Source organism: Brevundimonas fontaquae, assembly GCF_017086445.1.
Classification (GTDB): Bacteria; Pseudomonadota; Alphaproteobacteria; order Caulobacterales; family Caulobacteraceae; genus Brevundimonas; species Brevundimonas fontaquae.
This window is the reverse complement of record NZ_CP070968.1, coordinates 908565-920097: the sequence shown is the minus strand read 5'-3', so window position 1 is coordinate 920097 and position 11533 is coordinate 908565. Positions and strand designations below refer to the sequence as shown.

Genomic DNA, 11533 nt, shown 5'->3' with positions numbered 1-11533 from the left:
TCGGGTCCGGGTCCAGAGGGGGAATCTTGAGCGTGGAAGTCGCCCGGCCTGTCGTGCGATAGTGGGCCTCGGTCGTCCGCGCGACCGCAACGAACACCGGAGGAAGCCCTATGTCGAACCGTCCCCTCGCCGCGACCGGCCTCGCCCTGGCGCTCGGCGCCGCCGCCCTTTCGGCCTGTGCGCCCACGACCGGCGGCGGTCTGCCCTACGCCGCCCCGGCCGCCTTCAACGAGCGCGACTTCGGCTGGTCCCAGATGCCGGGCCGCAACAGCATTCAGGGCCAGATCGCCTTCGCTCGCGACGGCAAGGCCTTCGATTGCGTCGGCAATGTCGGCCTGACGCCGGACACCCCCTACACCCGCGCGCGCTTTCGCACCCTGTACGGCTCGACCCAGCGCGCGGCCGTGCCCGCCGCTGTCGTCCGCGCCCGCACCGTCGCCGACGCCAACGCCGACTATCGCACTTATGTCCGCGACACGCGCTGCGAGAACAGCCGCTTCCGCTTCGACGGCCTGCCCGACGGCGGCTGGTTCCTGATCGTGCCGGTCACTTCGGGCGATGCGCCCCTGGTGCTGATGCAGTCGGTGCAGACGCGCGGCGGCCGGGTCGTCTCCGTTACCCTGTGACCCACAGACCCGTTCTCACGAAGATGCGACCCCGGTAACGCGGATCGCCATCTTCTGACCACGAGCGCCCCGGACTGATCGCTGCTTCTGTGCGAGAGTTCGGGGAGCTTTTTTCTTGTCCCAACACAATATCATAGGATCCGAGGCCTTCACGCGAGGGCCGTCGGTCATCATCCGCCAATACAAGGCGGGCGGCATGCGGCGTCGCCGGTCCAAGACCATCGCCACCTTCATCGCCGGCGCGGTCGCCATGCTGGTGGTGGGCGCCGTCGCCCTCGCCGCCGTCTATGGCCCCGCCCTAGCGGGCGGCTGACATTGCGGGCTGGCCGTCAGGCCAGCCACACCATCATGCGCGTATCGGCCTCGGCCCGACGCGCCCGGCTCCACGCCCGGCGCGTCTCGCCGGTGTAGAGGAAGCCCGCCTTTTCCAGCACGCGGCCAGAGGCCGGATTGTCGGCGAAATGGCCAGCGACCAGCGCCCGGCGCTTCCACTTGCGGCTGGCCCAGACCAGGGCGGCGTCCAGCGCCTCGGTGGCGAAGCCCCGACCCCAGTATTCGCGCCCGATCCAGTAGCCGGTTTCCGGCACCCGGTCCTCGCCCTCGAACAGGCCGATGACGCCGATGGGCCCCACGTCCTCATGGTCGATGACGAAGGTATTGGCCCGCCTGGGGTCCTGTGAAGCGACCTGCAGCACGAAGTCGTCGGCGTCGCGCATCTGGAACGGATGCGGCATCCGCTTGGTCATGCGCGCGATGTCCAGATCATTGGCCAGGGCGGCGATGCGCGGCGCATCCTGGGGCGCGGGCGCGCGCAGGATCAGGCGCCGGGTCTCGACGACGGGAGAGGTTTCGATGACGCACATGGGCGTTGCCTCGGATTGTCGACCATCTCCTTGAAGGGCTCGGACGGTCTTCGAGGCGGGGAAACGCAAACGGGGAGCCTGGTGATCCAGACTCCCCGCGGATTATCATCCCTGGTCCGGATCGGCTGCTGGCAGGAGCAACGCGATCCGGGAAGGTCCAGACTGCGTTACTCGGCGGCCATCGCCTGAGCGGCGTCGTCATTGGCCGCGAGGATCGACACGTAACAACGGCCGCCACGTTTGGTGGTGAACTTCACAGCGCCGTTCTTCAGGGCGAACAGGGTGTGGTCGCGGCCCATGCCCATGTTCTCACCGGCGTGGAAGGTGGTGCCGCGTTGGCGCACGATGATGTTGCCGGCCAGCACGCGCTCGCCGCCATACTTCTTCACGCCAAGGCGCTTCGACTCGGAGTCGCGACCGTTACGCGACGAACCACCGGATTTCTTGTGAGCCATCTTGCCGCTCCGTACTTTCTTGAGGGTCCTATCGGCCTTTCGGCCTACTTGAGGACGTCTCTCTTAACTGGTCTGGCGCGGTGAGCGCCGGTGAATGTCTTAGGCTTCGTCGCCGGCGGCTTCAGCCTTGGGCGCAGCCTTCTTCTTGGCCGGGGCCTTCTTGGCGGGAGCCGAGCTCTCGACCACGACGCCCTTGACCTCGGCGCCGTCCACGTCGGTCACGACCGTCTCGGTCGAACCCAGCGAGGAGGTGGCGTCACGAGCGGCCAGGTTGCGAGCGCGCAGGTTGATCTCGGCCTTGGTGGTCAGATCGACCTTGCCGTCCCACTTGGCGGTCTCGCCGGCGCCTTCGATGCCGGTGATGCGCAGGACCGATTCCATCTGGCGATGGCCGTTCGTGCGGCGATAGCCTTGGCGACGGGTCTTCTTGAAGATCTTGATCTTCTCACCCTTGCGGGTCTCGACCAGGGTCGCGCCGACGAAGGCGCCGTCGATCAGGGGGGCGCCCAGGGTCACGCCCTTGTCGCCGCCCAGCATCAGGACGCTGTCGAACTTCAGCTCAGCGCCGGCGTCGCCGTCGAGCTTTTCGACGACGATGGTGTCGCCCGGTTGGACCCGGTACTGCTTGCCGCCGGTCTTGATCACCGCGTACATGTTGAAGCCTCAGCGCAAACGCAAAAAAAGATACGCCCCCGGAGAGGGCCCCGGCGGCGAAGAGCGGCGACATATACGGAAGGGCGTCGGAGAGTCAACGCCGAACCGGGCGGAAATTCAGCCCCGGACGGATTATCCCCGCTGTCGCGAACCCGATGTCAGTCCAACGCGCAGATGTCGGGCAAGCCCCGCAGACCGCCCGCATTGTCGAGGCCATAGCCGACCAGGAAGCGGTTCGGCGCCTCCCAGCCGACGAAGTCCGGCTCGGGCGCGCGGGGCTTGGGCCACGGCTTCCTGGCGAAGACGCAGGTCAACACTTCGGACGCTCCCGCCTCCCGGGCGATGCGCACGGCTTCCGCCAGCGACAGGCCGGTGTCGAAGACGTCGTCCAGGATCAGCACCTTTCGTCCGGCGATCGGACGCTGGAACGGCGCATAGACGTCGATCTTGCCGCGGCTGGTCTTGTCGTCGCCGTAAGACGCCAGCCACAGGGCGTCGAAACGGACGTTGCGGCCAACGCGCGACAGGGCGCGGGTCAGGTCGGCCGCGAACCACAGGCCGCCGGTCAGCAGCACGGCGGCGACCGTGTCGTCGTCGATGACGGGCGCGATGCGCTGGGCCAGGTCGGCGACGATGCGCGCCACCTCGGCCTCGGACAGAAGAACGGTCGGCGTCGGGGAGGGATCAGCCATGATGCGAGGCCGATACCGCCTCACCATGCCCCTTGTCCACAGCCCCGACCGGCCGCGCGTCGATCGGCGCGGCCGTGTTCGGCGCCTCGGCGCCGGGCGCCGTCGCCGAGCGCAGCCCCTGCGAGGTTTCGGCGGCGGGCTGCGCTGCGTGCGCGGGCGCGGCCTTCGCATCATGTCCGCCGTGTTCAGCTGGGGGTTTGGCAGGCGCCGGGCTGGCCGGCGCGAAGTCGACGCCGATCCCGGCCCCGTGGCCGCCCGGATCGGGGATCAGGGCGGCGAAGCCCTGGACCTTGCCCGGCAGGACCGGCGCCGCGTCGATCTTTACGATCTTGAACCCGACCTCGGCGCCGGCGGCGTCCAGCAGCGCCACGCGAATCGGCGGCGAGACGATCTCTACGTCGCGCACATTGCGGATGGCGCCGGACACCACGACCATGCCGGGATGGTTCGGCGCAGCCTTGGCCGTGAGGGCTTCGAAGTCCAACCCGACCGGATTGACCGGCGCGCCGAAGAATTTGTAGGCCGAAGCGGCTCGGGGGAAGGCCTGAACGATCTCGACACGGAACAGGAAGGCCGAAACGATCAGGCCGATGAAGACGCTGGCCAGACCCGCCCAGATCACGCCCTGGGTGGCGGCGCGGCGCAGCTTCTTCTGGCGATCGGCGCGAGCGCGGAACGCCCGGGGCAACTCCGGCGCCGGCGTTTCGGCCAGGCTGGCGGCGGTCGGTGCGGGATCGGGTTCGGGCGGGGTTGCAGGCGTGGCGGCGGCGGCGACCGCCGGGTCGGGCGCCAAGGTCAGTTCCAGCGGCTCGTCGGGCGTGGCGCGCCAGACTTCGCCGCACGATTGGCAGCGCACCTTGCGGCCTTCGGGGCCTACGGCTTCGTCACGAATGAAATAGCTGGTGGCGCAGGCGGGGCAGGTCAGTATCATGTGGCTGACTGCGAGGCTGTCGCCCCCTCCCGTAAGGCGCGACGCCGCGCCCTGTTCCTGAAACACATACCATGCCGTCCTCGCCTGCCGAACCCGCCGCTATGACCGAGACCGTTCGCCTGTCCGGCGTCGGCTTCGGCTATGTCGGCGCGCCCGACGTGCTGCGGGACGTTAACCTCATTTTGCCGCGCGGCTCTTTCCACTTTCTTACCGGGCCGTCCGGGGCCGGAAAGTCTTCGCTGCTGCGTCTGCTGACGCTGGCGGACCAACCCCGAACGGGAACCCTCCGCCTGTTCGGATCGGATGTCACGCGCATCGATCGTCGCGACATCCCGGCCTTTCGGCGGCGGATGGGCGTGGTGTTTCAAGATTTCCGCCTGCTGGATCATCTGTCGGCTTTCGACAATGTCGCCCTGCCATTACGTCTCGCGGGCGGATCCGAGGCCGAATACGCCGACGACGTGCGCGAGATGCTGAAATGGGTCGGCCTGGGTCGCCGGATGGAGGCCCGTCCCCCCGCCCTGTCCGGCGGTGAGAAGCAGCGGCTGGCCATCGCCCGCGCCGTCATCACCCGCCCCGGCCTGATCGTGGCCGACGAACCGACCGGCAGCGTGGACGCCGTGATGGCCGACAAGCTGCTGCGGCTGTTCCAGTCGCTGAACAAGCTTGGGGCCACCGTCCTGATCGCCAGCCATGACGAGGCCCTGGCCCAGCGGTCGGGCGCGCGCGTCTTGAGGCTGGAGGCCGGACGGCTCAGCGAACCCTCGCGGGTCGCCGCATGATCCGTCTGTCCGATTTTAGTCTCTCCAGCCGCCGGCCCGGCCTGCTGCCGCCCGCCGCGGCCGGCGAGCCGTGGCTGATGACCGTCATCGCGGTCCTATGCTTTTTGGCCTGTCTCGCCGCCGTCGCCGCCTCGGCCGCCGACCGCGCCGCGCACGGCTGGGCCCGACAGCTGGGCGCCGAGGCCACCGTGCAGGTCCGTCCCCGCGTCGGCGAAACCGGCGACACCGCCGCCGCCCGCGCGGCCGAGACCCTGTCCGGCGTGGATGGGGTGGAGGAGGCCGCTGCCCTGAGCCGCAAGGCGGCCGAGGATCTGCTGCGCCCCTGGCTGGGCGACGCGGTTCTGCCCGATCTGCCCCTGCCCCATCTGGTGACGGTGCGGCTGAACCCCGAGGCGCCGGCCAGCGCCGTCACCCTGAGCCGCGCCCTGGCCGAGGCCGGGCTGGACGCCACGGTGGACGATCACAGCCTGTGGCGCGGTGAGGTCGAGCGGTCCGCCGGCATGATCACGGTCCTGGCCGGCGCCGCCTTCCTGGCCGTCGCCTTCGCTGCGGCCGCCGCCATCGCCTATGCGACCCGCGCGGGCCTGGCGGCCGGTCGTGGCGTGATCGAAACTCTTAGCCTGAACGGCGCGACAGACGGCGCCATCGCCTGGCTGTTCCAGCGACGGTTCGGTCTGATGGCGGCTGGCGCGGGCGCGATCGGCGCCGGGCTGGCGGCGGTCCTTCTGATCCTCCTGCGGTTCATCGGCGGATCGGGCGGCCTGACGGCGGCCCTGCCCATCAGCTGGAGCGACCTGGCGTTGCTCTCGCCTTGCCCGCTGCTCGCGGCTACGGTTGCGGTTCTCGCGGCGAGATTCGCCGCCATGCGAATGCTGGCTTCAGGACGGCCGACAGAGGGATGGGGCGCATGAGACTGTTGAGCGTCATCTTCATCGCCGGTCTGATCTGGCTGGTCGGCCTGTTCGCCTTCGCCCACCGGGTGCGCGAACTGACGCCGGCCGACGACCCCGCCCGCGCCGACGCCATCGTGGCCCTGACCGGTCCGTCGTCCGAACGGGTCAACACCGCCATCCGCCTGTTGGAACAGGGCAAGGGCGAGCGGGTGCTGATCTCCGGCGTCAATCGCGAGGTGCGCCGTCAGGAGCTGCGCGAGCTGACGCCCGGCTCCAGCCGCCTGTTCAACTGCTGCGTCGACCTGGGCTTCGAAGCCGAGGACACCGTCGGCAACGCCCAGGAGATCGCCGCCTGGAGCCGCGCCAAGGGCTATCGCAGCCTGATCGTCGTGACCTCCGACTATCATATGCCGCGTTCGCTGGTCGAAATCCGGGGCCAGCTGCCGGGCGTGAAACTGACGCCCTACGCCATCTCCACCCCGTCGCTGGACAATGCGCGCTGGTGGCGGGCGGCGGTGACCGCGCGTCGGATGACGCTGGAATATATGAAATACCTCGCCGTCCTGGGCCGTGAGGGCGTGCGCCGCATCACCCGCGACCGGCCCGCCGCCGTACCGGCCGAGAGCGAAACCGCCCCTGACGAAAAGGCCGCGTTCTAAGTGAACACACTGCGTTCCCTGATCTTCACCGCCTGGCTCTATCTGTCGATGCCGATCATCGCCATCGGCCTGTCGCCGGTCCTGCTGGCGCCGCACCGCTATGTGCAGGGCGTGTGCAAGCTGTGGGCGAAGATCGTCCTGTTCGGCCTGCGCTGGATCGCGGGGGTCAAGGTCGAGGTGCGCGGCCTGGAACACGCCCCGTCGGGCGCCGCCCTGATCGCGTCCAAACACCAGGGGATGTTGGACATCGTGGCCCTGCTGGCCGTCCTGCCCGACGCCTGTTTCGTGATGAAGAAGGAGCTGATGCCCCTGCCCTTCTTCGGCTGGTTCGCCTGGAAGTCCAAGATGATCGCCGTGGATCGCGCGGGCCACGCCAAGGCGCTGAAGGACATGACGCGACAGGCGCGCGACCGCCTGTCCGAAGGCCGCCAGATCGTCATCTTCCCCGAGGGCACGCGCAACGATCCGGGTGTGCCGGGCGACTACAAGCCCGGCGTCGCCGCCATCTATCGCGATCTGGAAGGCCCCTGCTGGCCCGTCGCCACCAACTCCGGCGTCCACTGGCCGGCCCACGGCTTCCGCCGCTATCCCGGCACGGTCGTTTTCGAATTCCTTGAGCCGATTCCAGCCCAGCTGAAGCGCGGCGCCATGATGGCGTTGCTGGAAAGTCGCATAGAGACGGCGTCGTTGGCGCTGCTGGAGCCAAAGGCCCAGCTTGCGCATTCTGAACCGGCCTGACCTCCCCGCTCGGGCGCGTTCAATGGAAATCGTCCGATGCTTCGTTCCCTTCTGCTCTCCGTCGCCTTCGCCGCCGTCGCCGGCTCCGCCTTGGCCCAGTCGCAACCGTATGAGCAGATCAGGCCCGCCCCCCAGAACTGGACCGTCGATCTCGGCGCGGGCGTCCTTTATCGCAACGACTCCAACGGCGACACGGGCTCCAAGACGACGGTCGCCCCGTGGGTTTCGGCCAACTATTGCGACCTGGTCTATCTGAACCCGATCGACGGCCTGGGCTGGAACGCAATCAAGACCGACGACTTCCGCGCCGGCCTGCAACTGCGGCCGCGCTTCTCGGCCGATGATATCGAGGGCCTGACGCTGGATCGTCCGGGCTTCGGCGCCGACCTGGCCGCCTACGCCTACAAGCGTCTGCCCGGCAATGTGGTGGTCGGCGGTCGGATCAGCCGCGACGTGTCCGACGTCAGCGAGGGCACGGAATACTACGCCTCGATCGGCCATCAGCGCGTGACGTCCGTCGGCCTGCTGAACGCCTCGGCCTATGTGCGTGGCGGCGATTCCAAATTGGCCGACGCCTACTATGGCGTCAGCAGCGCCGAGGCGGCCGCCAACGGCATCAGCGCCTATTCCCCCGGCGGCGGGCTTCAGGGTGCGGGCGCCAGTCTGGTCCTGCTGGTCCCGGTCGGCGACAAATGGGGCGCCGGGGCCTTGCTCAACTACGAACGCCGCTTGGGCGACGTGGCCGATAGCCCCCTGTCGCAAAGCGACGACGCCGTCCGCACCGGCGTCTTCATCGCCCGTCGCTTCGGCGGCTGATCGCAAGGCGGCGGCTGCGGATGCGGCCGCCGCTTTTTTCCTTTGATCAGGTGGCCGCGAACTCGCTCAGCGCGTCGATGACGGCGCGGTTCTGGTCTTCGGTGCCGATGGTGATGCGCAGGGCTTGGGGCAGGCCATAGCCGCCGACCGGGCGGACGATGATGCCCTTGCTGTTCAGATAGTCGTTGGCGGCGGCGGCGCGCTCGGCGCCGTCGAACAACACCAGCACGAAGTTGCCGGCGCTGGGCAGGACGTTCAGCCCAAAGCCGCGCAGGGCCTGGGTCAGGCGCGGCTTCCAGTTCGAGATCAGATCGCGCGACGCCGTCTGGTGCGCTTCGTCCGACAGGGCCGCCGTTGCGGCCTCAAGCCCCGGCACCGAGACGTTGAAGGGCAGGCGAATGCGGTCGATGGCCTCGGCGACCTTCAGCGGCGCATAGCCGAAACCGATGCGCAAACCGCCCAGGCCGTGGATCTTGGAGAAGGTGCGGGTGACGACGATGTTCTCGGCGTCCTTGGCCAGCGGGAAGGCGGTCTCCCAGTCGGCCTCGGTCACATATTCCGCATAGGCCTCGTCCACGACCAAGATGACATGGGCCGGCAAGGCGGCGTGAAGGCGGCGGATTTCCTCGCCCGTATTGTAGCTGCCGGTCGGGTTCGACGGATTGGAGACATAGACGATCTTGGTGCGGTCATCGACCTGGGCCAGGAGCGCATCGACCTCGGCCTTGAAGTTCGGCTCGGGCGCCAGCTTGACCTGGGCTTCGCAGCCCAAGGCGCTAATGCGGTAGGCGAGGAAACCGTACTGGCCGCACACGATGTTGTCGCCCGCCGTCAGATAGGTCTGGTTCAACAGGGCGAAGACCTCGTCCGAGCCATTGCCGAAGATCAGTCGCTCGGGCTGCAGCCCATGCAGTTCCGACACCGCATTCCGCAGCTTGGTCGCCCGGCCGTCGGGATAGATGTGGATGTTCTTGATCGCCGCCTCATAGGCCGCACGCGCCTTTTCGCCCGCGCCCAGCATGTTCTCGTTGGAGGACAGCTTCATCGGCTCGGCGACGCCGGCGATGGACGACTTGCCGCCGACATAGGGGGCGATGTCGAGGATGCCGGGCTTGGGGGCAGGGCCCTGCGTCACGGGGCCTGGGGTCGCGTCGGTCATGGAAAGCCTTGATCTCAGAAGATGGGGGCGGCGCCGATCACGCCGCTCATTCGGCCGGGCGCGCCCTTCAGCCGCCCGTCGTCGACCTGCACATAGCCCGTCAGCATGAACAGCTTCAACCCGCCCGCCGCCGCCAGCGGATCGGCGACCAGTCCCGCGTCGCCCAGGGCGTCCACGATCTTGGTCTCGGACCAGCCGCTGTCGGTGACCCAGAAGCTACGGTCGTCGCCCGTGGGGCCGGACATCTCCTTGGACACCACGAAGGCCTGGGGCCGTCCGCGCCGGTCGTCCGGCAGGGCGGCGACGATCTTCAGTTCGGGTCGCGCCAGCAGGCGGCCCCACCACGGCCGGTCGGGCGACAGGTCGATCACGGCGCGAGAGCCCGCCTCGGCCGCCTTCAACGCCTCGTCGGCGGACAGGGGCCGCGACCGAAGGCCGTAGCGGTCCGTCGCCAGGGCCTGGGCCACGCCGCCGCACACGACCAGCGCGGGTCCAGTCGCCACCTCGATCCGGCCCCACACCGCCTTGACCGCCGCAGCCTCATCCGCCGAGGCGCCGTACAGCAGTTGACGCAGGGCGATGGCCGAGGCGTCGGGCCGATCGCGCGGACCGGCCGCGACCCGCGCCCGCACCGCCTCGACCAGGGCGCGATCCAGCGCCAGCAAGGCGTTGTCGGCTTCGGGTTCGTCCAGCAGGGCCATCAGAACAGCTTCGGCGCCGGGGCCAGCGGGAAGGGACCGAGCCAGGTTCGGCCGTCGCGGAAAACCAGCGTCAGCGGCAGCTGCTCCTGTCCGGTCGCCTCGGCCGCGCCCGCCGCTGCGGCGGCCCCGGCCGCGCCGATCCGGTTGACCGGCCCCTGACGCGTCGCCATCAAACCAGCGAGGGCGGGCAAAGGCTTTTGCGCCTGAAGCTGGACCTGGCCGGTCAGACGCCCGTTCGCATCGGCTCGCAACACGTCGCTGGAAAGGGTCGCGCGGCTGTCGCCGGCCTGCAGATCGCCGCGCACATTGCGGAACGTGCCGCCCGCCCTGGTCCAGGCGGAGAAGACGCCCGCCGCGTCGCCGCCGGTCTTAAGCAGGCTGGCCTGGCCGATCTCGGCCTCCAGCTGGGTCGTCAGGCGGCCGTCCTGGGCGAAGCCTTCGACGGGGCCGTCCGCCCGCCCCTGCCCGTCCACCAGACGAAACATGACATCGACGTCGTCGGTCGGCGCGGTCGAGCCCTCCAGATGCGGCCGGGCGTAGAATTCGATCCGCGCCGCGCGGGCGATGGGGAAGGGTTCGGCGCCGGTCTGGGCCGTGAAGACCGGCTTGACCATCTCCAGCGCCAGATTGGGCCAGCGCTGATCGATGCCGCTGGCGCTCATGCGGATGGCGTCGCCCTTGACCGCGACCTCACCCTTTCCGGCGCGGGTCAGCATCAGGCCTTGCGGGGCCACCACCACCCATTTGGTCGGCTGATAGGCGTTGGCCTCTGCGGTCAGTTCGATCGCCTTGATCGCATGGCCCGACGGCGCCTGAACGATCAGGTTCGTCAAGGCCACATGGGTGCGAAACGGCCAGCCGTTGATGGATTTGTCGGCGAAGCGGATGTCCCAGCCGTCCTGACGCAGGGTCTGGACCTGGGCCTCCAGCCGCGTATCGATCTGGCGCGTCAGGAATATCCACCATCCGGTCCAGGCCGCCAGCGCGATCAGCACCAGGATGAAGGGCGCATACAGGCCCTTGCGGCTGTGTCGCTTGGTCGTCGAGGCGTCGGTCATGCCGGACCTATAGCGCGCCGCACCTGGCGCTTCTAGGCGGTCAGGTCGGCCAGCACCGCCTGCGCCGCGCGACGCGCATCCTCCGGCGCCAGGCCCAGCAGCAGCCCCCGCTGACCGCCGTTGATCAGGACCTGATCGAACAGGATGGCGGTTTCGTCCATCGCAGTGGGCACGGCCTTTCGCTGGCCGAACGGGCTGACCCCGCCGACCTTGTAGCCGGTCAGACGTTCGGCGTCGGCCGGCTTCATCATCTGGGCCGACTTAGCCCCCAGCACCGCCGCCAGCTTCTTCATGCTGACCTCGCAGTCGGACGGCACGATGACGCAAGCCGGAGCGCCGTCGACCAGGACCATCAGCGTCTTGAACACCTGCTCAGGCGCCACGCCCAGCGCCTCGGCGGCCTGCAATCCCACGCGCGGCGCATCGGGATCATAGTCGTAGGGAAACAGAGCGAAGGCGACGCCGGCCTTGGTCAGGGCGACGGTGGCGGGCGTGGTCTTGGACAT

At 68.9% G+C, this 11533-nt stretch carries 16 protein-coding genes; 7 read left to right on the top strand and 9 right to left on the bottom strand.

Going from position 1 to position 11533, the window contains the following annotated elements:
- The first annotated feature begins 110 nt into the window (after positions 1-110).
- Positions 111-626: a hypothetical protein gene (locus tag JX001_RS04430; RefSeq protein WP_017506422.1), complete on the top strand. Its 516-nt coding sequence runs from the start codon at positions 111-113 to the stop codon at positions 624-626.
- A 115-nt stretch (positions 627-741) separates the two neighbouring features.
- Positions 742-939 carry a hypothetical protein gene (locus tag JX001_RS04425; RefSeq protein WP_205682454.1) on the top strand — a complete coding sequence of 66 codons (198 nt, stop codon included), beginning with the start codon at positions 742-744 and terminating at the stop codon, positions 937-939.
- Between the two features lie 16 nt (positions 940-955).
- Here JX001_RS04425 and JX001_RS04420 read toward each other — a convergent pair whose 3' ends face one another.
- The 5 genes from JX001_RS04420 to JX001_RS04400 all read right to left on the bottom strand — a co-directional run bounded on the left by JX001_RS04420 (position 956) and on the right by JX001_RS04400 (position 4221).
- Positions 956-1489: a GNAT family N-acetyltransferase gene (locus JX001_RS04420; protein ID WP_045810625.1), complete on the bottom strand. Its 534-nt coding sequence runs from the start codon at positions 1487-1489 to the stop codon at positions 956-958.
- A gap of 167 nt (positions 1490-1656) precedes the next feature.
- Entirely contained in the window at positions 1657-1944 is a 288-nt protein-coding gene (rpmA, locus tag JX001_RS04415) for a 50S ribosomal protein L27 (RefSeq protein WP_026108603.1), read from the bottom strand.
- A gap of 99 nt (positions 1945-2043) precedes the next feature.
- On the bottom strand, positions 2044-2598 hold the full coding sequence (rplU, locus tag JX001_RS04410; protein WP_017506418.1) for a 50S ribosomal protein L21: 555 nt from the start codon (positions 2596-2598) through the stop codon (positions 2044-2046).
- 158 nt (positions 2599-2756) lie between these two features.
- Entirely contained in the window at positions 2757-3290 is a 534-nt protein-coding gene (locus tag JX001_RS04405; RefSeq protein ID WP_205682453.1) for a phosphoribosyltransferase, read from the bottom strand.
- Positions 3283-4221, bottom strand: coding sequence for an MJ0042-type zinc finger domain-containing protein (locus tag JX001_RS04400; RefSeq protein ID WP_205682452.1), 939 nt, complete (start codon positions 4219-4221; stop codon positions 3283-3285). The genes JX001_RS04405 and JX001_RS04400 overlap by 8 nt, the downstream gene beginning before the upstream one ends.
- A gap of 101 nt (positions 4222-4322) precedes the next feature.
- On the opposite strand from JX001_RS04400, the gene JX001_RS04395 reads away from it, so the two are divergent.
- The 5 genes from JX001_RS04395 to JX001_RS04375 are packed head-to-tail and all read left to right on the top strand — an operon-like array spanning position 4323 to position 8109.
- Positions 4323-5003, top strand: coding sequence for a cell division ATP-binding protein FtsE (locus JX001_RS04395; protein WP_241004752.1), 681 nt, complete (start codon positions 4323-4325; stop codon positions 5001-5003).
- On the top strand, positions 5000-5914 hold the full coding sequence (locus JX001_RS04390; protein WP_205682450.1) for a cell division protein FtsX: 915 nt from the start codon (positions 5000-5002) through the stop codon (positions 5912-5914). Before JX001_RS04395 ends, JX001_RS04390 begins: the two co-directional genes overlap by 4 nt.
- Complete coding sequence (locus tag JX001_RS04385) at positions 5911-6555, top strand: YdcF family protein (RefSeq protein WP_205682449.1); 645 nt, start codon at positions 5911-5913, stop codon at positions 6553-6555. The genes JX001_RS04390 and JX001_RS04385 overlap by 4 nt, the downstream gene beginning before the upstream one ends.
- Positions 6556-7293 (top strand): lysophospholipid acyltransferase family protein, encoded by a 738-nt coding sequence (locus tag JX001_RS04380; protein ID WP_017506412.1) that lies wholly within the window; start codon positions 6556-6558, stop codon positions 7291-7293. It abuts the gene before it with no gap.
- A 36-nt stretch (positions 7294-7329) separates the two neighbouring features.
- Positions 7330-8109 carry a MipA/OmpV family protein gene (locus JX001_RS04375; protein ID WP_205682448.1) on the top strand — a complete coding sequence of 260 codons (780 nt, stop codon included), beginning with the start codon at positions 7330-7332 and terminating at the stop codon, positions 8107-8109.
- A gap of 46 nt (positions 8110-8155) precedes the next feature.
- Here the strand turns inward: JX001_RS04375 and hisC are convergent, their stop codons facing one another.
- The 4 genes from hisC to ybaK are packed head-to-tail and all read right to left on the bottom strand — an operon-like array spanning position 8156 to position 11533.
- On the bottom strand, positions 8156-9268 hold the full coding sequence (hisC, locus tag JX001_RS04370) for a histidinol-phosphate transaminase (protein ID WP_205682447.1): 1113 nt from the start codon (positions 9266-9268) through the stop codon (positions 8156-8158).
- Positions 9269-9282: 14 nt separating this feature from the next.
- Positions 9283-9969 carry a hypothetical protein gene (locus JX001_RS04365; protein ID WP_205682446.1) on the bottom strand — a complete coding sequence of 229 codons (687 nt, stop codon included), beginning with the start codon at positions 9967-9969 and terminating at the stop codon, positions 9283-9285.
- Entirely contained in the window at positions 9969-11027 is a 1059-nt protein-coding gene (locus tag JX001_RS04360; RefSeq protein ID WP_205682445.1) for a DUF2125 domain-containing protein, read from the bottom strand. The genes JX001_RS04365 and JX001_RS04360 overlap by 1 nt, the downstream gene beginning before the upstream one ends.
- A gap of 32 nt (positions 11028-11059) precedes the next feature.
- Positions 11060-11533 (bottom strand): Cys-tRNA(Pro) deacylase, encoded by a 474-nt coding sequence (gene ybaK, locus JX001_RS04355; RefSeq protein WP_205682444.1) that lies wholly within the window; start codon positions 11531-11533, stop codon positions 11060-11062.

Bases quoted from the DNA above. Each gene is read 5' to 3' on its own strand.
- JX001_RS04430 (WP_017506422.1), top strand. From the start codon at position 111: ATGTCGAACCGTCCCCTCGCCGCGACCGGCCTCGCCCTGGCGCTCGGC.
- JX001_RS04420 (WP_045810625.1), bottom strand. From the start codon at position 1,489: ATGTGCGTCATCGAAACCTCTCCCGTCGTCGAGACCCGGCGCCTGATC.
- rpmA (WP_026108603.1), bottom strand. From the start codon at position 1,944: ATGGCTCACAAGAAATCCGGTGGTTCGTCGCGTAACGGTCGCGACTCC.
- rplU (WP_017506418.1), bottom strand. From the start codon at position 2,598: ATGTACGCGGTGATCAAGACCGGCGGCAAGCAGTACCGGGTCCAACCG.
- JX001_RS04405 (WP_205682453.1), bottom strand. From the start codon at position 3,290: ATGGCTGATCCCTCCCCGACGCCGACCGTTCTTCTGTCCGAGGCCGAG.
- JX001_RS04400 (WP_205682452.1), bottom strand. From the start codon at position 4,221: ATGATACTGACCTGCCCCGCCTGCGCCACCAGCTATTTCATTCGTGAC.
- JX001_RS04395 (WP_241004752.1), top strand. From the start codon at position 4,323: ATGACCGAGACCGTTCGCCTGTCCGGCGTCGGCTTCGGCTATGTCGGC.
- JX001_RS04390 (WP_205682450.1), top strand. From the start codon at position 5,000: ATGATCCGTCTGTCCGATTTTAGTCTCTCCAGCCGCCGGCCCGGCCTG.
- JX001_RS04385 (WP_205682449.1), top strand. From the start codon at position 5,911: ATGAGACTGTTGAGCGTCATCTTCATCGCCGGTCTGATCTGGCTGGTC.
- JX001_RS04375 (WP_205682448.1), top strand. From the start codon at position 7,330: ATGCTTCGTTCCCTTCTGCTCTCCGTCGCCTTCGCCGCCGTCGCCGGC.
- hisC (WP_205682447.1), bottom strand. From the start codon at position 9,268: ATGACCGACGCGACCCCAGGCCCCGTGACGCAGGGCCCTGCCCCCAAG.
- JX001_RS04365 (WP_205682446.1), bottom strand. From the start codon at position 9,969: ATGGCCCTGCTGGACGAACCCGAAGCCGACAACGCCTTGCTGGCGCTG.
- JX001_RS04360 (WP_205682445.1), bottom strand. From the start codon at position 11,027: ATGACCGACGCCTCGACGACCAAGCGACACAGCCGCAAGGGCCTGTAT.
- ybaK (WP_205682444.1), bottom strand. From the start codon at position 11,533: ATGTCCAAGACCACGCCCGCCACCGTCGCCCTGACCAAGGCCGGCGTC.